Here is a 23,031-nt window from a genome sequence, read left to right as displayed (position 1 = left end):
TCGTCTCGCGGTGTGTCTCATTCGATGGCGTTGGCGCTCTTGGCGCGCTGGCGCAGCTCGAACTTCTGGATCTTGCCGGTGCTGGTCTTGGGGATGGGCTCGAAGCGAACCTCCTTGGGCACCTTGTAGCCGGCCAGCAGCGTGCGGCAGTGGGCAATCAGGTCGGCGGCGCTCACCTCGGCGCCGGGCCGCAGTTCCACATAGGCCAGCGGGCTTTCGCCCCACTTCGGGTCGGGCCGGGCCACCACGGCGCAGGCCATCACCGCGGGGTGGCGGTAGAGGGCGTCCTCCACCTCGATGGAGCTGATGTTCTCGCCGCCGCTGATGATGATGTCCTTGCTGCGGTCCTTGATCTTCACGTAGCGGTCGGGCTCGAGCACGGCCAGGTCGCCGGTGTGGAACCAGCCGCCCTCGAACGCCTTGGCGGTGGACAAGGGGTTCTTCAGGTAGCCCTTCATCACGATGTTGCCGCGGAACATGATCTCGCCCATGGTCTGGCCGTCGGCGGGCACTTCCTGCATGGTCTCGGGGTTCATCACGGTCATGCCCTCCTGCAGCGGGTAGCGCACGCCCTGGCGGCCGTTCAGGCGCACCTGCTCGCCCAGCTCGGCCACGGCCCAGGTCGGGCGCGCCGCGGCCACCGCCGCCGGGCCGTAGACCTCGGTGAGGCCATACACGTGGGTGATCTGGAACCCCATGCGCGCCATGCCCTCGATCATCGAGGCCGGCGGCGCAGCGCCCGCCACCATGCCGCGCACGGCGCCGATGCCGTCTTTCAGCGACGGGTCGGCCGCGACGGCGGCAATGAGCCCGTTGTGCACGATGGGCGCGGCGCAGTAGTGGTCAACGCCGTGCTCGCGCATGGCGGCCAGGATGACCGCGGGCTCCACGCGGCGCAGGCACACGTGCACGCCGGCCTGCATGGCCACCGTCCAGGGGAAACACCAGCCATTGCAATGGAACATGGGCAGCGTCCACAGGTAGCGCGGAAACTGCGGCATCGTCCAGGTGACGACGTTGCTCACCGCGTTGAGGTAGGCGCCGCGGTGGTGCGTCACCACGCCCTTGGGGTCGCCGGTGGTGCCGCTGGTGTAGCTCACGGCGATGGCGTTCCATTCGTCCGTGGGGCCCTCCAGGCGGGCCAGCGGCTCGTGCGCGGCCAGCAAGGCCTCGTACTCGTGCGTGCCCAGGGTGTCGCCCGGGCCGCTGTATTCGCTGTCGCAGACGTCGATCACCACCACGCGGCGGCCCATCTCGGCCAGCGCCGCGAGCGCCTTCGCCACCACCGGGGCGAACTCGCGGTCGGTGATCAGCACCTTCGCCTCGCAGTGGTTCATCTGCCAGGCGAGCAGCGGGGCGTCGAGCCGGGTGTTGAGCGTGTTGATGACCGCACCCAGCGCGGGAATGGCGTAGTGCGCCTCGGCCATCTCGGGGGTGTTGGGCAGCAGCGTGCTCACCGTGTCGCCCTGGCCCACGCCCAGCGCACGCAGCGCCGCGGCCAGACGGGCCGAGCGATCGCGCACCTGCGCCCAGGTGTAGCGCCGCGCGCCGTGAATCACCGCGGGCATGTCGCCAAAGATCTCCGCCGTTCGCTCCACGAAGCTCACGGGCGAGAGCGCCACGTGGTTGGCGGGGTTGCGGTCGAGGTGCTGGTCGTAGATGTTCATGGGGTTCATCGTAGTGAGGCCGCGCGCGGGCGGCAGCGGGGCTTTCCCGATGGACGGCGAGACACGCTGTCGAAACCCGACGCAACGCCCCGTCGAGCGGATGATGGCGCCAGAATGGCTGGCGCCGCTTCACTCAGGAGACTGCCGTGCGATTCATGGTCATGGTGCATGCCGATGCCGACACCGAAGCGGGCGTCATGCCCACCGAAGCCGAGTTTGCGGCGATGGGCGCATTCAACGAGGAGCTGGTGAAAGCCGGCGTGATGAAAAGCGGCGATGGCCTGCACCCCAGCGCGCGCGGCGCACGCGTGGTGTTCGACGGCAAGGGCACACGCGTGATCGACGGGCCGTTCACCGAGAGCAAGGAGCTGATTGCCGGCTTCTGGATCTGGGAATGCGCCTCGCTGGAAGAGGCCGTGGACTGGGCCCGCCGCTGCCCCAAACCCACCAACGGCCCGCAGTCGACGCTGGAGATCCGCCGCGTGTACGAGGCAGAGGACTTCGGCGAGAGCTTCACGCCCGAGCTGCGCGAGCAGGAGGAGAGGCTGCGTGAGCAGATCGAGGGCGGGGTGAAACGCGGCTGAGCGGCCACGCGCCTCAGCGAGGTGACGCCCAGGCGGGGCGTTCGCGTGGCTCGAAACGGTAGAACAGATTGGGCTCCGAGAGCACATAGAGCGCGCCGTCAGCGCCCAATGCCAGGCCTTCGGGATGCGGGACCTTGTTGCGCAGGCCGTTCAAGCCGCGCAACAAGGGCAACAAGCTCACGGGCGTGCCATCGGGCGCGTACTCCACCACCATGGCCGATTCGTCGCTGAGCAGCAACAGGTGGCCGGTGGGTTCATGAAAGGTGAGCGACGACAGATCGCTCATGAACAGCGTGGACGCCGAGGCCGATTTCCACTCGGTGATGCTGACCGCGAAGCCCTTTCCTGCCATGGCCTCTTGCAGCCCGGTCATGACCAGCACGCGCAGTGGCAGCTTTTCCTTCACCACGAACAGGCGGCCGTTCACCGCATCCCAGGACACGCCCTCGAAGCTTGCGTTGTTCACCACGTCGATGCCCAACTCCAGCCGGGGCTGACCTTTCAAGGACAGCCGCTGCGTGCTGGCGTCGATGCTGACCCAGGTGAGGCTGTGGCTGTCCTCGTCCGAGATCACATAACGGTCGCCATCCACGTGCGTGATGCCCTCGGGATCGTTCGCCCCTTCGATGGGAATGAGCCGCAGCAATCGCCCATCGCGCGACAGCTCGGCAACCTGCGGCGGCCGGTTGATCACCGTGAACAGCGTGCCTGTGGCCGTGTTGAACGTGAGGCCCGAGGTGTTTCGGGTGAGCCCCTCGATGACCTGGCCCTCGACCACCGCACGGTACGACGCCAGGTTCACGGATCGACCCACCCAGTCGGGTGACGCGAGACGGGTGTTGACCCAGTAGTAACCGAGTGCGGGCAGCTTGAAGTACCAGGCTGCGGCCAGCAAAACCAGGGCAACGGCCCAGAGCGCCTTGCGCATCACCCGCGCAACGGCAGTGCGGCGCCAATGGCCATGAACACCCCGCCGCAGGCGCGGTTGAAGGCCTTGCCCACACGCTGCAACCAGGGGCGGATGCGGTGCGCCGCGCTGGCGATGAACAGCTCGGTGGCGATCTCCACCAGCGCGAAGGTGCCGGCCATCACCACGAACTGCAGCCACAGGCTGCGCGCCGGGTCGATGAACTGCGGCAGGAAGGCGGCGAAGAAGAGGATGCCCTTGGGGTTGGTGACCGCCGACAGCAGGCCCTGACGGAACAGCACGCCCGCGCGCGCCTGCCCGCCGGTGGCCGCGAGGGTGGCACCCAGCGGCGGCGAGCGCCAGACCTGGATGCCCAACCACACGAGATAGGCGCCACCCACCCACTTGAGCACCGTGAGCCACAGCAGCGAGGTCTGCAGCAGCGCGCCGATGCCGAACATGGACAGTGCAATCAGCACCACAAAGCCCAGCGCCCCGCCCGCGATGGTGAACAACGTGAGCCGGCGCCCGTGCAGCGCGCCGTGCGTGAGCGCGAGCAATCCGTTGGGCCCGGGTGAAAGCGACAGGCCGACCGCCGCGATGAGGTAGATGAGCCAGGTGTTCAGGTCCATCGCGCGATGCTAAGGGCTATCGCGGCCATAGGCATTGACCTTCACGGAATGCGGGTCTGCCGCAATGCAGACCTGATCGCCTGACGTTAGGATGTTTGTTGGCATGCCTACCGACCTATGCCGGCGGACAAGCCACAACGAACAACTCGAACTTTCAGGAGACAACCCATGATCAAGTCCCTCGCCCGCCCGGGCGTGCTGGGCGCGGTGGCCGCGCTCGTGCTGACGGCCTGCGCACAGAAGGCCGCGCCGCCCGCGGCCGCGCCCGCCGCCCCCGCTGCGGCCGCACCGCAACCCGCCTGGAAGCAAGGCATGCCTGCCAGCATGGCCAGCTCCACCCTGGCACCGCTGGCCGGCAAGATGACGGTGACGCCGGCCGACCAGATCCCCATCAACCGCATCAAGCTGCCGCCGGGCTTCAAGGTCGAGATCTGGGCCACCGGCCTGCCGGGCGGGCGCGCCATGGCCATGGGCGACAACGGCAAGATCTATGTGGGCACGCGCGGCATCGGCCGCGTGTACGAGGTCAGCGACACCGGCAGCGCGCGCAGCGTGCGCACGGTGGTCGACAAGCTCAACCAGCCCGCCGGCGTGGCGTACCGCAACGGTTCGCTCTACGTGATGGCGATCGACAAGGTGCTGCGCTTCGACGGCATCGCCACCAACCCGAATGCGCAACCGGTGGACATGACCGCCGCCTTCAAGCTGCCGAAAGAGCCGCACCACAACTGGAAGTACATCGCCTTCGGGCCCGATGGCAAGCTCTACGTGCCGTTCGGCGCGCCGTGCAACATCTGCGAACTGCCGACACCGGAGTACGCGCAGATCCGCCGCTACAACCCCGACGGATCGGGCATGGAGGTGGTGGCCACCGGCGTGCGCAACACGGTGGGCTTCGACTGGCATCCGCAGACGCGCGAACTCTGGTTCAGCAACCACGGCCGCGACTGGATGGGCGACGACACGCCCAACGACACGATGCACCGCATGCGCGCCACGGGCCTGAACCACGGCTTCCCGCATTGCCATGAAGGCAAGATCCCCGACCCGGACGTGAAGAAGGCCAACGCCTGTGCTGGCGTGGAGCCGCCCGTGGCGCTGATGGGGCCGCACGCCGCCAGCATGGGCGTGACCTTCTATACCGGCACCATGTTCCCGCCCGAGTACCGCGGCGTGCTGTTCAACGCGCGCAAGGGCTCATGGAACCGCACGAAGAAGATCGGCTACGACGTGGTGATGGTCAAGGCCACGGCCGATCGGAAGAACGCGCAGGTCGTGCCCTTCATGACCGGCTTCATGAACGAGGCCGACCAGAGCTTCTGGGGCCGCCCGGCCTACCTGCTGCAGATGAAGGACGGCTCGCTGCTGGTCTCCGATGAGCAGCTCGGCGCCATCTACCGCGTGAGCTACGGCAGCTGATGCGGGGCGCGCTGATCCTGATCGGCGCGCTGCTGGCCCTCGCGGTGGGCGGCACGACGGCCCAGACGCTCCCCGAGCGCCTGGCCGCGTGCGCTGCCTGCCACGGGGCCGACGGCGCCCCCGCCCCGCTGGCCAACGCGCCCTCTCTCGCGGGCCAGCCGCTGGTGTTCCTGGAGAACCAGTTGGTGATGATCCGCGAAGGCCTGCGCGACATCCCGTCCATGAAAGGCCTTCTCGACGGCGTGAGCGACGCCGACCTCACGGCGATGGCAAGGCACTTCGCTCAGCAGACGCTCAAGCCGCAACCCGGCGCTCGGGACGCTGCGCTGTACGCGCGCGGCGAGCAAGTGGCCAACGGCAACCGGTGCGCAAGCTGCCACCTGCCCACCTACCTGGGCCGCGAGCAGATGCCGCGCCTGGCCGGCCAGCGCGAGGACTACCTGCTGCACAGCCTGCGTGCGTTCCAGAGCGGGCAGGCCACGGGGCGCGACACGATCATGGCCGCCTCGCTCTACGGCCTGAGCGATGCCGACCTGAAGGCAATGGCGCACTACCTGGCGCAACTGGCGCCCTGAAGGCGCGGGCACCCCGCGCGTCCGCGCAGGGGCTTCAAGGCCGGTGCACCACCTCGATGGTCGCGTGCACCACCTCCTCGTGCACGGCAAGCCGCCCACGCACCGCCTGCGGTGTGAGGGCGGCGTCGCGTGTGACGAGCGCGATCGCGCAGGCGTAGACCTCGCGGCCCACGCGCCACACATGCAGGTCGGTGATGTGCGTCTGCCCGTCGGCTTCCACCACCTCCCGGATTTCTTCCACCACCGGGTGGTCCATTTCGCGGTCGAGCAGCACCGTGGCCGTCTGCACCAGCAGGCCACGCGCCCACCACGCCACCAGCACCGCACCGGCGATGCCCATCGCCGGATCGAGCCAGCCCCACCCGTACAGCCAGCCGCCCGCCAGTGCCACAAGGGCGAGTACCGAGGTCAGTGCGTCGGCCAGCACGTGCATGTAGGCCGACTTGAGGTTGAGGTCCTCGTGCCCGGCGTCGTGCCCATGCGCATGGCCGTGATCTCCATGGCCATGCCCGTGATGATGGTGCGCGTGGCCCTTGGAACGCGCAAGGATGAAGGCACACGCCAGGTTCACCACCAGGCCGATGACGGCCACCACCATTGCTTCACGGTATGCGATGGCCTGGGGCGTGAGCAAGCGCTCCACGGATACCCACGCCATGAGGGCGGCCACGCCCAGCAGCGCAATCGCGCTGGCAAAGCCCGCCAGCACCTCGATCTTCCAGGTGCCGAAGGCAAAGCGCGGATCGTGCGCGTAGCGCCGTGCCGCCGCATAGGCCGCCACGCTCAAGCCGATGGCCAGCGCATGCGAACCCATGTGCCAGCCATCGGCCAGCAACGCCATGGAGTTGAACCACCAACCCGCCACGATCTCGACCGCCATCGCGATGAGGGTGATCCACAGCACCCAGCGGGTGCCGCGCTCGGCGTGGGCGTCGCTGGTGTGGAATGCGTGGGAGTGGCGACCGAAGGAGAGGTCGGATCCGGTCATGGTCAGGCCTGGAATGCGCTGTCTGGGGCGTTGCTGAAGCCTACAACATAGGGTTTACCCTTGTGTAATCCGTATGCATTTCTTGCGACTACGCCTTGAGTCGACACCCGGTTCGATTCGTCCCCCCTCACCCCCAGCAAGGAAACGCATGAAACCGATCATCCTGACCACCCTGGCCGCTGCTGCCGTACTGACGCTGCCGCACGCACATGCGCAATCGAAGGACGTGGACCCAACCGTCATGGTCGATGCCTTCGAGGCCACCAACGGCAAGTTCGAGGGCTATCGCCGCTCGGGCGCCAAAGGTATCTGTGCCATGGGCGAATTCACGGGCACGCCCGAGGCCCGCTCGCTGTCCACCGCGTCCGTGTTCAGCGGCAGCGCAGTGCCGGTGATCGTTCGGTTCTCGGTGGGCGGTGCCAACCCCAAGGCGCCCGACAACACCAAGGGCCAACGCAACCTGGCACTGCAGTTCAACGGGCCCGGTGGCGAAACCTGGCAGATGGGCAATATCTCGTCGCCGGTGTTCGGCGCGTCCTCACCAGCGCAGATGCTGGGCCGGGTGGAATCGCTGCGGCCCGACCCGGCCACCCGGGCACCCGATCCGGCGCGCGTGAAGGCCTTCGCCGATGCGAACCCCGAGGTGCTGCTGCAAGGGCGCTACTTCGCCTCACAACCCGTGCCCGCGAGTTTTGCGAGCGTGAATTACTGGGGCGTGCACGCGTTCGGGTTCGTCAACGCGCGCGGCGAGAAACAATGGGGCAAATGGATCTTCGAACCCGTGGCCGGCGTGCAGGGCTTGAGCGACGAGGAAGCCAAGGCCAAAGGGCCGGCCTTCCTGTTCGACGATCTGCGACAGCGCGTCAAGGACGGCAAGGTCGCCTTCAACTTCAACCTGGAACTGGCACAGCTGGGTGACCGCCTCGACAACGCCACCGTGCCGCTGCCGGAGGGCCGCCGCAAGGTCAACCTGGGCATGCTGCGCGTCACGTCGGTGGCCGAGGACGCCGGCGGTGCGTGTCTGAACATCACCTTCAACCCGATGGTGTTGCCCAAGGGCGTGGAGCCCTCGGCCGACCCGATGCTGGCGGCACGGGCAGCGCCTTACGCGGTATCGCTGGGGCGCCGCCTGGGCGAAGGCTCGAAGCAGCAGTGAAGGGGGCGGCGCCCGGTGCGCCGCCACCGACACTGCTCGCGCCTCACTTCTCCCAGTCGCGCTCGGGCTTGGCGCCACGCGCCTTGACGGCGGCCATGTATTGCGTGAGCAGCGGCTTGGCCTGCACGCCGCGGGCCTCGTTGTTCTTCACCCACTCGGCCGAGAGGTTGGGCAGGTTGTCGATCCACTTGCGGCGGTCGGCGTCCGACATGGGCGTCACCGTCACGGGCGGGTTCTGCGTCTTGCCGAGTTCGACCATGCGGTTCATGGCAGTCTGGTGGCGCTGCACCAGGTCCTCGCCGTGGCGGCGGGTGTATTCGGCACCGGCTTCGCGCATGGCCTGCTGCACCTCGGGCGGCAGCTTGGCCCAGCTGTCCTTGTTGATGGCGACGCCGCCGGAGAACACCACGCCGATGTTGACCTTGGTCACGTAAGGCGCCACCTCGTACACCTTGGCCGGCAGGATGCCGGTGGCCAGCGAGAGCGTGCCTTCGCTCACGCCGGTCTGGATGTCGGTGTAGTAGGTGGTGAGCGCGCCGTCGACCGGCGTGGCGCCAACGCCGCGCAGCCACAGGGCCAGGATGCCGGGGGCGGAGATCTTCTTGCCCTTGAGATCGTCGATCGACTTCACCGGGAACTTGGTCCACAGATCGTAGGTGTCGGAACCGGTGGCACCCAGGAACACCAGGTTGTACTTGTCCCACTCGGCCCTGAAGGCGGGGTTCTTCTCGATCATCTCGGTCATGGCGCCGAGCACGATGCGGGTGTCGCTGGTCGTGAAGGGCGTGTGCGCGCTCACCTGTGACAGCGGCATCTTGGCTGGTTCGAGGTAGCTGAACACCCAGCCGATGTCGGTGATGCCCTGCTCCACGCTGGTGAGGGTGGCGTTGGCCTTGTAGAGCTGGCCGCCGAAGGCCTCGCGCCACTGGATTTTGTACTTGCCGCCCGCGGCCAGACGCTTGTCCACCTCGGGCATGAACACGTCCTTGATGAAGCCGACCCACGGAATGGTGGTGGGGTGGCTGGAGGCCACCGTGAGGTTGATGACCTGCTGGGCCGAAGCGGCCAGCGGCAGGGCCATGGCGGCCGAAGCGGCCAGCGCAATGGCCGAGAGGCGGACAAAGGTCGAACGTTTCATGCTTGTCTCCAGTTGTGGTGATGGTCTGACGCGAACACGGGAACGGGGAAAAATCAATCCACCTGGGCGCCGGACTGGCGCACCAGCGCGGCCCACTTGGCCACCTCGGTGCGCGCGAAGGCGTCCATGGCGTCGGGGCCGAGCGGGCGTTGCTCGACGCCTTGCGCGGCCAGCTTGCCAGCGGTCTCGGCCTTGGCAAGCGCTGCGGCCGTGGCCTGGCGCAAGCGGGCCACCACCGGTGCCGGCGTGGCGGCAGGCGCGTACAGCATGAACCAGGCCACGAGGTCGAAGTCGCTGCTGGTCTGCTCGGCGATGGTGGGCACATCGCGCGCGGCGGCGCTGCGTTGCGCACCGGAGGCGCCGAGCGCGCGCAGCTTGCCGGCCTGCATGTGCGGCAGCACCGCGGCCGGGTGGTAGAACATGAAGTCGGCGCGGCTGGTCATCACGTCGTTCATGGCCATGCCGCCTTCCTTGTAGGGCACGTGCAGCATCTGCCCGCCCAGGCGCGCCTTGAGCAGCTCGCCCGCGAGGTGGCCCGACGTGCCGTTGCCGGCGGAGGCAAAGGTGACGCCCTGCCCTTGCGCGGCCTTGGCCTTGAGGTCGGCCAGCGTCTTGATGGGGCCGTCGCCCGCCACCACCAGCAAAGTCGGCGTGTAGCCCACCAGCGCGATCGGTGCAAAGTCCTTGATCGGGTCGTAGCTCAGGCTCTTGAACAGCGTCGCGTTGATGGCGTGCGTGCCCACGGTGCCCATGAGCAGCTGGTAGCCGTCGGCCGCGCCGCGCGCCACCTGGGCCGAGCCCACGGTGCCGCCGGCGCCGGCGCGGTTGTCCACCACGATCGACTGGCCGAGTTCGCGGCCCAGGCCTTCACCCACCACGCGCGAGATGATGTCGGTGGTGGTGCCGGCACCAAAGGGCACCACCAGGCGCACGGCGCGGTCGGGGTAGCTCTGCGCGGCGGCGGGCAGCGCCAGGGCGGCGGTACCCGCGCCGAGGGCCAGCAAGGCATCGCGGCGGTTGGGCTGTCGGGGCGTGGTCATGCGTTGGTCTCCTTCTCGGGGGTGTGGGCGGTTTCGGTCTCGGCCTCGGGCCAGCCGTTGGCGTAGAGCGCGTTGTGTTCGCCCAGCGTGGGCGGTGGGGTCACGTGCAGGTTGCGCTGGCCGTCGAAGCTGATCGGCGAACGCACGGTGCGCGAGGGGCCCATGGTGGGGTGGTTCGTGTCCACGAAGAGCTGCAGATGCCTGGCCTGCGGGTCTTCGGGCACTTCGTCGGTGCGGTACATGGGCGCATGCGGCACGTCCTGCGCGAGCAGGCGCTCGCACCATTCGTTGCGCGTTCGGCCCTTGAAGATGTCGCGCAGGACCACGATGAGATCGTCCTGGTTCGCGATGCGCGCGAAACGGTCGCGAAAGCGCTCGTCCTCGAAGATGTCGGGCTTGTCCATCGCGATCGCCAGGCCCTGCCAGAACTTCTCGGGCGAGGACATGTGCAGTGCGATCCAGCCGCCGCAGGCGCACTCGAGCACGTAGCTCTGCGACACGCTGGGCCGGCTGTACGGACCCATCACCTCGCCCACCGAGAACAGGTGCGTGAAGGCGTCGAGGTTGAAGTGCGACATGGCCTCGAACATCGACACGTCCACGCGCCGGCCCTTGCCCGTGGCGTGACGCTCGTGCAGCGCACCCAGGATGCCGAAGGCCGCGTAGTAGCCGGTCATGGCGTCGGCAATGGCCGGCCCCACCACGCGCGGGTTGGCCGGGTTCACCAGCAGGCGCAGGTAGCCACTGGCGGCCTGGGCCACGGTGTCGTAGCTCGGGCGGCTGGCGGCCGGGCCGTCCTGCCCGAAGCCGCTGATGGCGCAGTAGATGAGGCGCGGGTTCATCTCGCGCAGGCGCTCCTCGCCGGCCTGGATCTGCTCGGCAAACCCGGGGCGAAAGTTCTGGATGTAGACATCAGCGCCCGCGATGAGCTTGTCGAAGGTGGCGCGGTCCTCCGGCTTGCGGGTGTCCAGCGCCACGCTGTGCTTGTTGCGGTTGTAGGTCTGGTAGTGCGGGCTGTAGAGACCGCCCTTGAAGGCGCGAAACGGGTCGCCGGTGCCGGGCAGCTCTACCTTCACCACCTCGGCGCCCATGTCGGCCAGGATCATCGAGGCCGCAGGCCCGGTGATGAAGGTGCCGTGCTCGACCACGCGCAGACCCTTGAGCACTTGTGTCATGGTGGAACCCTCAGTCGATCTTCTGGACCGGCACGAAGCCGGCGGGCACCGGGCCGGTGTAGCGCTCTTCACGCGTGGCCTGGTAAGAGAGTGCGAAGCCGATCGGCGTCTCCAGCTCTTCGCTCATGTGGGCGATGAGACCGGCGCAGCGCGCCAGCATGGGCACGCCCTTGAGTGCGTTGAGCGGAAAGCCCACACCCAGCAGCACCGCGGGGATGGCCGCCGACACGTTGAGCTTGAGCGGCTTGCCGATCACATCGGGCAGCACGGCCTCCACCGCCTCGGCGATCTGCACGAAGCGCTGGCCACCACCGGCCTGTTTTGACACGCGGAACAGCGCGTCCACGCGCGGGTCGCGCTCCTTGTGCACGGGGTGGCCGTAGCCAGGCACGGCCTGCTTGCGCGCGCGCCATTCGCCCACCACGGCACGCGCCGCGGCATGCAGATCGCCGCTGTGCGCGTTGGCGGTGCGGTCGATTTCGTCGAACAGGCGACCCGCCGTCTCGGAGGCGCCCAGGATCACCGAGCCGCAGCCCAGAATGCCCGCAGCCACAGCACCTTGCAGCGCGTCGGGCGCGGCGGCCAGTGTCATGCGCGCGGCCTGCACGCTGGGCACCAGCCCGTGCTCGGCAATGGCCACCAGCGTGGCGTTGAGCACGGCGCTGGCCGGCGCGTCGGGTTTGCGGCCGGTGAGCAGCAAGTAGAAATAGTCCGCGAAATTGACCTGGCCGATGAGTTCGTTGCACAGGTCCTGGCCGCGCACCACGATGGCTTCGGGGTTGTGGGCACAGATGGCCGATTGCGGCACGGTGGCCTTGCCGATCTTCAAGACGGGTCTCCGGTGAAAGCGGGGGAAGGGTCAGCGCGCCGGCACGAGGCGAAAGTCGTACGTGGCGCTGTGGTAGGGCTTGTCCATCACCCGGCCGTCGGGCGCGGTACCCGCGGGGTGCTGCGTGAACGGCACGATGAGGCTGTTGCGCACGCCGAACACGGCGTCGGAATCGAGGTAAGGGCTGTCGGCCACGAACAGGTGGGTGGTCACGGTCTGGTGGCCGGGCGCATAAACCTTCATGTGGATGTGGCCGGGCCGGTTGGGGTGGCGGCCCATGCGGCGCAGCATGCGTCCCACCGGGCCGTCGTCGGGCACCGGGTAGTAGCTCGGCTTGATCGACCAGAAGCGGTAGTTGCCCTGCGCGTCGGTGTGGAAGCGCGCGCGCAGGCGCATGCCGGCGTCCTCACCCATCTGCATGTCGTACACGCCTTCGCCGTCGCCGGACCACACGTCCAGGCAGCAGTTGGCAATCGGCTTGCCCTCGGTGTCGGTGATGCGGCCGTGGTAGTAGGCCGGCTCGCCGGGCATGCTTTCGCCGATGTCGGCGCCCAGCGGCAGCTCGGGCGCACCCTCCCAGTAGAACGGGCCCTGCACCGTGGCCTCGGTGGGTTTCTCAGCGCCGCCACCACCCTGCTGGAAGGCACGGGCGGCCTTGATCTGGTTGAGCGCCACCACCAGCATGGAAATGCCCAGCGTGTCCGACAGCAGGATGAACTCCTGGCGCTTGTCGTCGCACATCTTGCCGGTCTCGGTGAGGAAGAAGATCGCCTTGATCCACTCCTCTTCGCTCAGCTCCACCTCACGGATGAAGGCGTGCGCGTGCTTCACGAGCGCGGTCATGACCTGCTTGAAGCGCGGGTCCTGGCACTCCGTCATGCGGTCGATGACGGCCTGGGTGATGTCTTCGGCTTCGAGCTGAGCCATGGTGCTGTCTCCTGTCGTTATGGGTGCGTCTGTCCAAGTCGCCACCGCAGTCTAGGCACCCGAAGTCTGCGATGGAAGTGATGAATTTCAACGGCTATGATCGATGCCATCGATTGTTGATCGGGGGCATCGGGCATGGAACTGCGGCATCTGCGCTACTTCGACACCCTGGCCGAGACGCTGAACTTCACGCGCGCGGCCGAGCGGCTGCACGTCACGCAGTCCACGCTGTCGCACCAGATCCGCCAGCTCGAGGAAGAGCTGGGGCTGGTGCTGTTCGACCGCGCCCACAAGAAGGTGGCGCTCACGGAGGCCGGGGAACTGCTGCGTAGCCACCTCGTGCCCGCGTTGCAGCAGATCGACCGCGGGCTGCAGGCGCTGAGCCACTCGGGTGAGGCCTTGGCAGGCGAGCTGCGCATTGCCGCCACGCACAGCTTCAACACGCGGCTCATTCCCATGTGTGTGTCGGCCTTCCTGGCCACGCACCCGAACGTGAAGGTGGGCGTGGAGGAGCTCTCGGCCGAGCAGATCGCCAAGCGCCTCTCCAGTGGCCATCTGGACCTGGGCGTGTCGTACCGGCCGGCCGATCGGCCCGAGCTGTGGTTCGAGCCGCTCTACAACGAGGAGCTGCGTCTGTGCGTGGCGGCCTCGCACCCACTTGCCAAGCGGCGGCGTGTGCGCATGGTGGAGTTGCACCAGCGCCGGCTGGTGCTGCTGCCAGCGCAGTTCAGCACGCGCGGCCTGCTGGACGAATGCTTCGAGGCAGCGGGCGCGCAGCCGCTGGTGGTGGCTGAACTGAACTCGATCGCACCGATGATCGAACTCATCCGCCAGACCGACCTCGCGGGCATCATCGCCGAGACGGCGTTCACGCCCTCGCCCGATCTGCGGCTGATCCCGCTCGAAGACCCGTCGCCGATCCGCACGCCGGGCTTGCTCTGGAAGAAAGGCGTGAACCGCTCGCCGACGGTGAAGCACATGGCCTCGGTGATCCGGCGGGCGGCGGCGGGGCATGCGGGGTGATCTCCGTCTTGCTGCGTGGTTGGTTGTTGGTCTGGTAGGTGTGCCTGCTTTTGTGGCGGGTGTCAGGGGAGTGGCCGTCTCTGCGGTGGCTTCGCTGCAGCGCCCCTCGCTGCGCGAGGGGTCCCTTGCGATGCTCGCGCGGGAGGCGTGCGGCATAACTCACTGCGCGAGCTGCGCCCGCTCCGTTCAAACAGATGCCGCAAGTCAGTTCACGAAGCGCGCTGCGCGCGCCGCCTCCCGCACTGCGCTTCTCAGCACTGCACAGGCGCCACCACAGAGACAGCCACTCCCCTGACGCCTGCGTCTCGACACGCCACCGTTCGCATGCCGACACCTCGCCGGAGAGCGACGCTCAGAGCACCCGGCAAGCCTCATCAAACGCCAACCGCGGATTGCGCTTGAACAGCAACGAGTCGTCCCCGTAGCCGAGGTTGATGAGGAAGTTGGTCTTCCAGCGGCCGTCGGGAAAGAACTCGGCGTCGACCTTGGCGATGTCGAACCCGCTCATGGGGCCACAGTCGAGCCCGAGCGCGCGCGCCGCGATCATGAAGTAGGCGCCGCCCAGCGTGCCGTTGCGCGTGGCGGTGGCGCTGGCGAGCGCGGCGTTGGCCTCGAAGTTTTCCTTTGCGCCCTCGCGGTGCCATACCTTCGGCATGTACTCGTAGAACTTCGTGTCGGTGGCCACGATCACTGTCACCGGTGCACTGCGCGTCTTGTCCAGGTTGCCGGGCAACATGGCGGGCAGCAGGCGCTCACGGGCTTCCTTCGTGTTCAGGAACACATAGCGCGTGGGCTGCGTGTTCATCGACGTCGGGCCAAGCGCGGCGATCTCGTACACGCGGCGCAGCAGGTCCTCGGGCACCGGCTTGTCGAGGAAGCCGTTGGCGGTGCGAGCCTTGATGAAAAGCGTGTCGAGGGCAGCGGTGTCGATCGGGTTCACGGAAGCAGGTCCTTTCAGTTCGGGAAATAGTCCACCTGGTGGCGTGCAATGCGCAGGCCTTCGAGTTCCTGGCGCACGCGGGTGTGTTCGGGGTGGGTGGCGTAGTCGGCCAGTGCCTGGGCGGACTCGAACTCCGAGTACAGCACCACGTCACAGGCGTAGTCCACGTGGCTCACGTCCACGCCGATCTCCAGCGTGAGCATCCCCGGGATGCGGCCGCGGATGCCTTCGAAAGCGGCCTTCAGGCGTTGCGTGTTGCGCGCCTTCTCCTCGGCACTGTCGCCGAGGATGTTCCACATCACGATGTGTTTGAGCACAGGCATGGCGGGGTCAGGCGGCGGGCGGAAAGCCCGCCTTCTGCGGCCACAGGTTCTGGAACGCATGCACCGCCACGCTGGCGTACAGGCCCGCCTTGGTGAAGGGCTCGCCCGCCTGCCACTGCAGCGCGGCCTCGCGGCTGTCGAAGTCGATGGCCAGCACGCTGCCCACCATGGTGGTGCCATCGTCGGCCAGCAGCGGGCCGGCAAAGGCGATGCGGTCGGCCACGGCGGCCAGGTAGGCCTTGTGTTCGGGCCGCATGCGCTGGCGCAAATCAAGGCCGTGGGGTTTGTCGAGCAGGTGGAAGACGTAAATCATGGGAGGCGGATCACATGCGGGCCAGCCAGGTGGACAGGCCCGGGAACATGGCAAGAATGAAAAGCGAGAGCACCATCATCAGCACGAAAGGGAAGGCGCCGGCAAAGATGTCCTTGATGGTGATATTCGGGTCGTTGAGCGCGCTCTTGACGGTGTAGACCGACACCCCGAACGGCGGTGTGAGCAGGCCGATCTCGACCGCCACCACGGTGAGCACGCCGAACCAGATGAGGTCCATGCCGAAAGCGCTGGCGATCGGCAGCACGATGGGCAGCATGATCAGCATGATGGACACCGAATCGATGATGCAGCCCAGCAGCAGCACGATCAGCAGGTAGGCCACCAGGAAGCCCCAGGGGCCCAGGCCCATGTCGGTGATGCCGGTGGTGATGGCCGCCGGCATGCCGGTGAGGGCCAGCATGCGGCTGTAGAGCGACGCAGCGACGATGAGGAACAGCACCGCCACCGAGACGTAACCGGTTTCGGTGAGCACGCTCCACAGCTTGCGCCAAGTGAGGCGGCGGCGCGCGAGAGCGATCACGAACGCTCCGGCCGCGCCCACAGCACCCGCCTCGGTGGGGGTGAAGAATCCGCTGTAGAGGCCGCCGAGCACCAGCACGATGAGCAGCAGGATCGGCAGGAATTTCACCGTGGCGCTGCGAGCGGTCTCGGTGTCCTGGTCGGCGGCCGACGCGGGAGCGCCGCTGGTGTAGATGCTGGCCGGGCGCAGGTACGCCATGCCGATGATCAGTGCACAGAACAGCAGCGCCAGCAGCAGGCCGGGCAGGATGCCGGCGAGGAACATGCGCCCGATCGACTCCTCGGCGATCACGCCGTAGATGATCATAAGCAGCGAGGGTGGGATCAGCATGCCCAGGATGGAAGAGCCCGCCACCACGCCGACCGAGAAGCGCGGCGTGTAGCCGTGGCGGATCATCTCGGGTGTGGCCACCTTAGTGAACACAGACGCCGAGGCGATGGAGATGCCGGTGATGGCCGCGAACACCGCGTTGGCGCCCACGGTGGCCAGGCCCAGGCCACCGCGCAGGCGGCGCAGGAGCCACTGGAAGACGTCGAAGGTGTCGCGCCCCACCCCGCTCACGCTCACGAACATGCCCATGAGCACAAACAGAGGCACCACGCCGAACAGGTAGTCGCGGATGGCGTCATTGGCGGCTGCGCCCACGAAGCGCGCCGCGATTTCGGGCGAGCGCATCAGCCAGACGGTGACGAACGAGGTGACGATGAGCGCCACGCCGATGTGCATGCCCAGGATGATGAAGGCGAGCATGCCGCCGATGGCGAGAAAGCCCAGCATGAGGTCACTCATGGCGAGCTCCTTGTGCGGCGGTGGTGGGTGCGGTGGCGCTGTCGCGCCAGTCTTGCCAGGCCAGCAGCGCGTACTGCACCGCGGCCAGCGCGGCCCCGGTGAAGACGACGATGCGCATCGGCCAGGTGGGGAAGGTGAACACACCTTCGACGCCGAAGAACTCGTTATTGGTCCAGGCGCGCGAGAACAGCGGCCAGGTGGCGTACGCGATCACCGCACAGGCAAAGATGCCCGCGAGCGAGAACAGCGCCCGCAGGCGCCGCCCCGCGCGCGGGCGCTTGATCAGGAACGGGTCGATGAACAGATCGGCCCGGCTCATGCGGCCATGCCGCAGCGTGGCTGGCAGTTGCAGGAACACGATCACGATGATCGAAGCCGCCACCATCTCGGCGACGCCATCGATGGGCTGATTGAACGCGTTGCGCATGAACACGTCGGTGCACATCAGCACCATCACGAGCGCGATCACGATGGACCCCAGACCGTTGAGCGCGTCGATGACGTGCCCGAACGGGCTGGAGGGCGCCGACGGCGCTGGCGCCGCGTCGAGGTCGGTATTGGCTTCGTAGCTCATGGGTGATCGATCACAGTTCCTTGTCCCAGTCGCGCAGCGGCTTGGCGCCGCGCTTGCGCAGCTCCTCCATGTAGGTCCTGATGATCTGCGCCGAAGGACCACGCGACGCATTCGCCTTGACCCAGTCGCTGGCGATGTTGGGCATGGTCTTTGCCCATTTCGCGCGCTCACCAGGGGCCATGGGGGCAATCTTCACCGGCACGGCCTGTTTGGCGCCTTGCTCGCCGATGGCCTTGAGCGCGGCCTCGTAGCGCTGCATGAGGGTATCGCCCAGCACGCGCGAGTATTCCAGGCCCACGTCTTTCACGATCTTCTGCACCTCGGGCGGCAGCGCGTTGAAGGTGTCCTTGTTGATGGCCATGCCACCGTTGTAGAGCGCGCCGATGTCCACCGTGGTGACGTAGGGCGCCACCTCGTAGATCTTGTTGGGCAGGATGCCGGTGGCGATCGAGATCGTGCCCTCGCTCACGCCGGTCTGGATGTCGGTGTAGTAGCTGGTGAGCGAGCCGTCCACCGGCACCGCGCCCGAGCCCTTGAGCCACATGCCCACGGCGCCAGGCGCCGAGATTTTCTTGCCGTTGAGATCGGCGTAGGTGCTGATCGGGGCCTTGGTGAACAGGTGGTAGGTGTCCACGCCGCTGGCGCCCAGGAACACCACGTTGTTCTTGTCCCACTCGGCCTTGAGCGCGGGCACCTTCTCGTTCATCTCGTTGGCCACCTGCAGCAGGGTGCGCACGTCGCCCGACGCGAACGGCGTGACGGTGGCGAACTGCGTCAGCGGCATCTTGGCCGCTTCGAGGTTGGCGAACACCCAGCCGATGTCGGCGATGCCCGAGCCCACGCTGCTGAGCGTGGCGTTCATCTTGTAGAGCTGGCCGCCGTAGGCCTCTTTCCACTCGATCTTGTAGCCCTTGCCCAACGCCTCGACGCGCTTGGTGACCTCGGGCACGAACAGCGTGCTCATGAGGCCGACCCAGGGCAGCGTGGTGGGGTGGCTGGAGGCGATGGTGAACTTGAAGGTCTGCTGCGCGTGCGCGCTGGTGAGGCCGGCGGCCATCAGCGCGGCGGCCAGTGCGGTGGACACGAAGGTCCGCTTCTTCATCGTCATGGTCTTGTCTCCTGTTGGTTGGCGGTCGGTTCAGGCCGCTTGGGTTGCCACGGGTTTGCCGGTTGACGCGCTGACGGCCATGGCCGGCGCCAGCACGAAGTCGAAATCGAGGGTGACGCGGCCGTCGGGTTGCTCCACCCAGTCGGCCAGCAGCGAGCTGCGCACGCCGAACACGGCGTCGGAGTCGAGGTAGGGGTCGCCGTTGCGAAACACGTGCGTCACCAGGGTCTGGTAGCCCGGCGCCTGGATGCGAAAGTGCAGGTGCGCGGGACGCCACGGATGGCGCTTGGTGGCCACGAGCATCTCGCCCACGGGGCCGTCGGTGGGAATGGGGTATGACTCGGCCACCACGGTCTTGAAGTGAAAGCCGCCGTCGGCGCCGCTGCGCAGCACAGCGCGGCCCTGCGCGTGGTCAAGGCCTTCGCGCTGCACGTCATACAGGCCGTCGGCATCGGCCTGCCAGACGTCGAGCACCGCATCTGCGATGGCTTCGCCCTGCGGGCCGCGCACGTGACCACGGACCTCGCACGGCTTGCCTGGCGCGCCGTTGGCCACGTCTGCGCCGTGCGGCACTTCGGGCGCGCCCTCGACGTGGAAGGGGCCGAACACGGTGGCCTCGGTGCAACCGGCGGGTTTCTGGTTGTTCAACGCCACCGTCAGCATCGACAGACCCAGCGTGTCCGACAGCAGGATGAACTCCTGGCGCTGGTCGTCGCAGGTGTGGCCCACGCGGGTGAGGAAATCGATGCCGTAGGCCCACTCGGCCTCGGTCAGCTTCACCTCGCGGGCGAAGGCGTGCAGGTGCTGCACCAGGCTCGTCAGCACCTGCTTCAGGCGCGGGTCGGGCGTGGCCGCCAGGCGGGCGATGACCGCCTGCGTGATGTTGTCCTGATCGAGGTTCCTCACCGTCTTGTCTCCGCTGTGGCGCGCGTGATGGGCACCGTGGCGGCAGAATGTAGGCGGCTCGAAATGGAAAACCAATGCCGGGAACCGAAAAGACTTTTCCACCCGGCGCAAGAGCATCAGGGACAACCCGAAGAACACCACAAGAGCACCGAGACAAGCCATGGACCGCTGGACCGAGATCGAACTGTTCGTGCAGGTGGCCGAGACCGGCAGCCTCTCACGCGCGGCCGAGGCCCTGAACCTCTCCAATGCCAGCGCCAGCCGGCACCTGGCCGCCCTGGAAGAGCGCCTGAGCGCACGCCTGGTCGAGCGCAACACACGCCGGCTCTACCTCACCGACACCGGGCAGGAGTTCTTCCAGCGCGCGCGCAACATCCTGGCCGACCTGCGCGACGCCGAGTCCGACGTCAACGCCGCCGCGCTCAACCCCACCGGCGTGCTGCGCGTGACGGCGTCGTTGAGCTTTGCGATGCACCACATTGCGCCACTGCTGCGCGAATTCACGGAGCGCTACCCCAACGTGAGCGTGCACGTGGAGGCGGCCAACCGCTACCTGGACATCATCGACAACAACATCGACGTCGCCATCCGCACGCGCGAGTACGAGCCCGACAGCAACATCACCATCCGCCGCCTGGGGGAAACGCGCCGCGTGCTCGCGGCCTCACCGGGCTATCTGGCGAAGCACGGTTTTCCCGAAGGGCTGGACGACCTGCAGCGCCACAAGCTGCTGGTCTACCTGCACGCCAACACGCCGAACGAACTGCGCTTCACCCACCTGGCCAGCGGCGAGCAGAAGACCATCCAGATCAAGGGCCTGCTCGAAACCAACGACGGCCAGATCGTGCGCGCTGCCGCGCTCGACGGCATGGGCATCCTGATCCAGCCCAGCTACATCATCTACGACGACATCGTGGCCGGCCGCCTGGTGCCGGTGCTGGAAGACTGGGACCTGCCCCACCTCACGATCAACCTCGCCTACCCCAGCCGCAAGCACCTCAGTGCCAAGGTGCGCGCCTTCATCGACTTCATGGCGGGGCACTTCGCCAAGATGAACTACGAGCGCAAGTGGACGGGGCGCTTCGCGGTGTATTGAGCCGCCGCGTCAGGCGCGCCATCGCCACAACACACCCGCGGCAGAGCCCACGACGCCCATTGCGACGATGGCGGGCCAGCCCCACTGTGCGAGCGCGAGCGCGCCGAGGAACGCGCCCGTGGCCATCCCGGTGAACATGCCGGTGAACAGCAGGGCGTTGAGGCGGCTGCGCGCGGCCGGATCGAGACCGTAGATGGTGCTCTGGTGGGCGATCAGCGCCGCCTGCACACCGAAGTCGAGACCGATGGCGGCAATCACCAGCAAGAGCAGCTGACCCGACGCGGGCAGCAGCGCCATGCCGGCCATCACCGCGTACGCCACGGTGGCCACGCCACCCCCGAGGATCGCCACAAACCGCGGTCCCCGCCGGTCTGCCAACCGCCCGGCCAGCGGCGCAGCCAGCGCCCCCGCCGCACCGGCCAGCCCGAACGCACCCGCCACATGGCTACCCAGCCCGAACTGCGTGTGCAGCATCACGGCCAACGTGGACCAGAACGCGCTGAAGCCCACCGCCAGCAAACCCTGGGTCACCGCCGCACGCCGCAAGGCGGGGTGCTGGCGCCACAAGGCGACCATGGAGGCGAGCAAGGCGCCATAGCCCAGCCGCGTGGTCGGCGCAAACCGCGGCACGCGCCAGATGACCGCCACCGCCAGCAACAACAAACTGCCCGCGGCCAACGCAAACATGGTGCGCCAGCCGGCGCCTTGCGCCACCGTGCCCGCCGCCACGCGCGACAGCAGGATGCCCAGCAGCAGTCCGGTCATCACCGTGCCCACCGCCCGGCCGCGTTGCTCGAGCGGCGCCAGCGACACCGCCGCGGGCACGAAATCCTGTGCCAGCGTGGCCGTGAGCCCCACGCACAGGCTGGCAAACAGCAACAACCCGATGCCCGGCGCCATCGCGCTGGCCAGCAGGCTTGCGGCCAGCAGGGCAATCTTCACCAGCATCACGTGGCGGCGGTCGAAGCGATCGCCCAGCGGCGCCAGGAACAGGATCCCCAGTGCATAGCCAAGCTGCGTGAGCACGGGCACCACGCCGATGGCGCCCTCGCTGGCCCCCAGGTCGAGGGCCATGCCGGGCAACATGGGCTGGCTGTAGTAGAGCGGCGCCACGCCCAGGCCCGCGCCGGTGGCCAGCAACAGCGTGAGCGTTCGCGACGAGGCTGCGGACGCGGCGTGGTCATGCGCGGCGTGAATGGTGGTTTCGGTAACGGAACGGGACAGCAGACTCATGACCGCGATTGTTTCTCCTCGCAAAGTATGCGGATAGACTGCGATACGCACATGCTTCATACGCAGAACGCATGAAAACCCCTCCATTTCCCGGCGACCGCATCGAGTTGCTGCACACGTTCGTGCGCATCGTCGAGAGCGGCAACCTCTCGGCCGCGGCGCAACGCCTGGACACGACGCAGCCCACGGTGAGCCGCCGCCTGCAGGCCCTGGAGCGCCTCTTCGGGGTGCGCCTGCTGCAGCGTTCCACCCACGCGATCACGCTCACACCCGACGGCGAGCGCTGCCTGGCCATGGCACGCGCGCTCATCGACGAATGGGAAGCGATGCAGGAGACCCTGCGCGGCTCGCGCAGCGCTGCCCGCGGCACGCTCAAGGTGCTGGTGCCGCACGCACTCGGGCAGGAGCGCCTGGTCGAACCCCTGGCGCACTACCTGCGCGAGCACCCCGAGGTGGAGGTCGAGTGGCTGCTCGGTGATCGTCACCCCGATTTCGTGGCCGAAGGCATCGACTGCGCGATCCAGGTCGGCGAGATTGCCGACCCCAACCTCGTCGCGGTGCCGCTGTTTTCCCTGCCCCGCATCGTGATTGCGGCGCCTGCATTGCTCGGCCGACGACGCCCGCCGCAGGCACCCGAGGCGCTGCACATCCTGCCCTGGCTGGCACTGCAGACTTACTACCGCGAACGGGTGGTGCTCCAGCCGGTCGGCGGCGGTGCAGCCCACGCCTTCGACATCCGCCCACGCTTGCGCACCGACAGCCTCTACGCCTTGCGCAGCGCCACCCTGGCCGGCCTCGGTGTCGCCATCGTGTCGGCGTGGCTGGTCCACGACGAACTTCAGCGCGGGGAGCTCGTGCACCTGTGCCCCGGCTGGGAGGCTTCGCCAATGCCGGTGCATCTCGTGTACCCGTACACCCGCTTCCAGCCCGCGCGCCTGACGCGTTTTCTGGAGGCCATCAAGGCCCACGCGCGGCAACGGGCAGCCTGAGGAGCGCGCCTTCGAGCACGCACCGGAAACCCGGATCGGTACCCGGTTGCGCTTTTGCGCGACACTCAAGGCCACAGAGCGCGCGCCCACAGGGCCGAGGACAGCGGTGCCGGGCGGGCCTGTCGCCACCCGCACCCCGAACATCCCACCCGCCGGACA

At 67.8% G+C, this 23,031-nt stretch carries 24 protein-coding genes; 7 read left to right on the top strand and 17 right to left on the bottom strand.

Annotation, left to right across the window (positions count from 1 at the left end):
- Nucleotides 1-17: 17 nt before the first annotated feature.
- On the bottom strand, nt 18-1,667 hold the full coding sequence (locus M3149_RS09295) for an acyl-CoA synthetase (RefSeq protein WP_251709024.1): 1,650 nt from the start codon (nt 1,665-1,667) through the stop codon (nt 18-20).
- 146 nt (nt 1,668-1,813) lie between these two features.
- Here M3149_RS09295 and M3149_RS09290 point away from each other — a divergent pair, with 146 nt between their 5' ends.
- A complete protein-coding gene (locus tag M3149_RS09290) occupies nt 1,814-2,251 on the top strand; it encodes a YciI family protein (RefSeq protein ID WP_251709023.1) in 438 nt (145 codons plus the stop codon).
- 13 nt (nt 2,252-2,264) lie between these two features.
- On the opposite strand, the gene M3149_RS09285 is transcribed toward M3149_RS09290, so the two are convergent.
- Together M3149_RS09285 and M3149_RS09280 are read right to left on the bottom strand one after the other, a co-directional pair.
- Nucleotides 2,265-3,179, bottom strand: a complete 915-nt coding sequence (locus M3149_RS09285; protein ID WP_251709022.1) for an SdiA-regulated domain-containing protein — start codon at nt 3,177-3,179, stop codon at nt 2,265-2,267.
- Complete coding sequence (locus M3149_RS09280) at nt 3,179-3,790, bottom strand: LysE family translocator (RefSeq protein WP_251709021.1); 612 nt, start codon at nt 3,788-3,790, stop codon at nt 3,179-3,181. Before M3149_RS09280 ends, M3149_RS09285 begins: the two co-directional genes overlap by 1 nt.
- A 168-nt stretch (nt 3,791-3,958) precedes the next feature.
- Between M3149_RS09280 and M3149_RS09275 the strand changes: the two genes are divergently transcribed.
- Nucleotides 3,959-5,209, top strand: coding sequence for a PQQ-dependent sugar dehydrogenase (locus tag M3149_RS09275; protein ID WP_251709020.1), 1,251 nt, complete (start codon nt 3,959-3,961; stop codon nt 5,207-5,209).
- On the top strand, nt 5,209-5,784 hold the full coding sequence (locus M3149_RS09270; RefSeq protein ID WP_251709019.1) for a c-type cytochrome: 576 nt from the start codon (nt 5,209-5,211) through the stop codon (nt 5,782-5,784). Before M3149_RS09275 ends, M3149_RS09270 begins: the two co-directional genes overlap by 1 nt.
- A gap of 34 nt (nt 5,785-5,818) precedes the next feature.
- Here M3149_RS09270 and dmeF read toward each other — a convergent pair whose 3' ends face one another.
- Nucleotides 5,819-6,772, bottom strand: a complete 954-nt coding sequence (dmeF, locus tag M3149_RS09265) for a CDF family Co(II)/Ni(II) efflux transporter DmeF (protein ID WP_251709018.1) — start codon at nt 6,770-6,772, stop codon at nt 5,819-5,821.
- A 148-nt stretch (nt 6,773-6,920) separates the two neighbouring features.
- Here dmeF and M3149_RS09260 point away from each other — a divergent pair, with 148 nt between their 5' ends.
- The gene (locus M3149_RS09260; RefSeq protein WP_251709017.1) at nt 6,921-7,928 is read left to right on the top strand and encodes a catalase family peroxidase; all 1,008 of its coding nucleotides are present in this window, start codon (nt 6,921-6,923) and stop codon (nt 7,926-7,928) included.
- Nucleotides 7,929-7,971: 43 nt separating this feature from the next.
- Here M3149_RS09260 and M3149_RS09255 read toward each other — a convergent pair whose 3' ends face one another.
- Genes M3149_RS09255 through M3149_RS09235 form a run of 5 tightly spaced genes read right to left on the bottom strand, consistent with a single transcriptional unit; the run spans nt 7,972 to nt 13,037 of the window.
- A complete protein-coding gene (locus tag M3149_RS09255) occupies nt 7,972-9,066 on the bottom strand; it encodes a C4-dicarboxylate TRAP transporter substrate-binding protein (RefSeq protein ID WP_251709016.1) in 1,095 nt (364 codons plus the stop codon).
- Nucleotides 9,067-9,119: 53 nt separating this feature from the next.
- Nucleotides 9,120-10,106 (bottom strand): Bug family tripartite tricarboxylate transporter substrate binding protein, encoded by a 987-nt coding sequence (locus M3149_RS09250; RefSeq protein WP_251709015.1) that lies wholly within the window; start codon nt 10,104-10,106, stop codon nt 9,120-9,122.
- Nucleotides 10,103-11,281: a CaiB/BaiF CoA transferase family protein gene (locus M3149_RS09245; protein ID WP_251709014.1), complete on the bottom strand. Its 1,179-nt coding sequence runs from the start codon at nt 11,279-11,281 to the stop codon at nt 10,103-10,105. The genes M3149_RS09250 and M3149_RS09245 overlap by 4 nt, the downstream gene beginning before the upstream one ends.
- A 10-nt stretch (nt 11,282-11,291) precedes the next feature.
- Complete coding sequence (locus M3149_RS09240) at nt 11,292-12,110, bottom strand: citryl-CoA lyase (RefSeq protein WP_251709013.1); 819 nt, start codon at nt 12,108-12,110, stop codon at nt 11,292-11,294.
- 30 nt (nt 12,111-12,140) lie between these two features.
- Nucleotides 12,141-13,037 carry an intradiol ring-cleavage dioxygenase gene (locus M3149_RS09235; RefSeq protein ID WP_251709012.1) on the bottom strand — a complete coding sequence of 299 codons (897 nt, stop codon included), beginning with the start codon at nt 13,035-13,037 and terminating at the stop codon, nt 12,141-12,143.
- Between the two features lie 135 nt (nt 13,038-13,172).
- Here M3149_RS09235 and M3149_RS09230 point away from each other — a divergent pair, with 135 nt between their 5' ends.
- The gene (locus M3149_RS09230; RefSeq protein WP_251709011.1) at nt 13,173-14,060 is read left to right on the top strand and encodes a LysR substrate-binding domain-containing protein; all 888 of its coding nucleotides are present in this window, start codon (nt 13,173-13,175) and stop codon (nt 14,058-14,060) included.
- Between the two features lie 352 nt (nt 14,061-14,412).
- Here the strand turns inward: M3149_RS09230 and M3149_RS09225 are convergent, their stop codons facing one another.
- Genes M3149_RS09225 through M3149_RS09195 form a run of 7 tightly spaced genes read right to left on the bottom strand, consistent with a single transcriptional unit; the run spans nt 14,413 to nt 19,554 of the window.
- Nucleotides 14,413-15,000, bottom strand: coding sequence for a malonic semialdehyde reductase (locus tag M3149_RS09225; RefSeq protein WP_251709010.1), 588 nt, complete (start codon nt 14,998-15,000; stop codon nt 14,413-14,415).
- A gap of 14 nt (nt 15,001-15,014) precedes the next feature.
- Nucleotides 15,015-15,323, bottom strand: a complete 309-nt coding sequence (locus M3149_RS09220; RefSeq protein ID WP_251709009.1) for a Dabb family protein — start codon at nt 15,321-15,323, stop codon at nt 15,015-15,017.
- Between the two features lie 7 nt (nt 15,324-15,330).
- The gene (locus M3149_RS09215; protein ID WP_251709008.1) at nt 15,331-15,636 is read right to left on the bottom strand and encodes a YciI family protein; all 306 of its coding nucleotides are present in this window, start codon (nt 15,634-15,636) and stop codon (nt 15,331-15,333) included.
- Nucleotides 15,637-15,646: 10 nt separating this feature from the next.
- Nucleotides 15,647-16,966: a TRAP transporter large permease gene (locus tag M3149_RS09210; protein ID WP_251709007.1), complete on the bottom strand. Its 1,320-nt coding sequence runs from the start codon at nt 16,964-16,966 to the stop codon at nt 15,647-15,649.
- Nucleotides 16,959-17,540: a TRAP transporter small permease subunit gene (locus M3149_RS09205; protein ID WP_251709006.1), complete on the bottom strand. Its 582-nt coding sequence runs from the start codon at nt 17,538-17,540 to the stop codon at nt 16,959-16,961. The genes M3149_RS09210 and M3149_RS09205 overlap by 8 nt, the downstream gene beginning before the upstream one ends.
- Nucleotides 17,541-17,550: 10 nt before the next feature.
- Nucleotides 17,551-18,648, bottom strand: a complete 1,098-nt coding sequence (locus M3149_RS09200; protein WP_251709005.1) for a C4-dicarboxylate TRAP transporter substrate-binding protein — start codon at nt 18,646-18,648, stop codon at nt 17,551-17,553.
- 30 nt (nt 18,649-18,678) lie between these two features.
- Entirely contained in the window at nt 18,679-19,554 is an 876-nt protein-coding gene (locus tag M3149_RS09195; protein WP_251709004.1) for an intradiol ring-cleavage dioxygenase, read from the bottom strand.
- A 160-nt stretch (nt 19,555-19,714) separates the two neighbouring features.
- Between M3149_RS09195 and M3149_RS09190 the strand changes: the two genes are divergently transcribed.
- A complete protein-coding gene (locus tag M3149_RS09190) occupies nt 19,715-20,650 on the top strand; it encodes a LysR family transcriptional regulator (RefSeq protein ID WP_251709003.1) in 936 nt (311 codons plus the stop codon).
- Nucleotides 20,651-20,659: 9 nt separating this feature from the next.
- Here M3149_RS09190 and M3149_RS09185 read toward each other — a convergent pair whose 3' ends face one another.
- Complete coding sequence (locus tag M3149_RS09185) at nt 20,660-21,883, bottom strand: MFS transporter (protein WP_251709002.1); 1,224 nt, start codon at nt 21,881-21,883, stop codon at nt 20,660-20,662.
- Nucleotides 21,884-21,954: 71 nt separating this feature from the next.
- On the opposite strand from M3149_RS09185, the gene M3149_RS09180 reads away from it, so the two are divergent.
- Entirely contained in the window at nt 21,955-22,872 is a 918-nt protein-coding gene (locus M3149_RS09180) for a LysR family transcriptional regulator (RefSeq protein WP_251709001.1), read from the top strand.
- The last annotated feature ends 159 nt before the right edge of the window (nt 22,873-23,031 follow it).

This window comes from Hydrogenophaga intermedia (genome assembly GCF_023715105.1).
GTDB lineage: Bacteria > Pseudomonadota > Gammaproteobacteria > Burkholderiales > Burkholderiaceae_C > Hydrogenophaga > Hydrogenophaga intermedia_A.
This window is presented reverse-complemented; position numbering and strand designations above follow the sequence as displayed.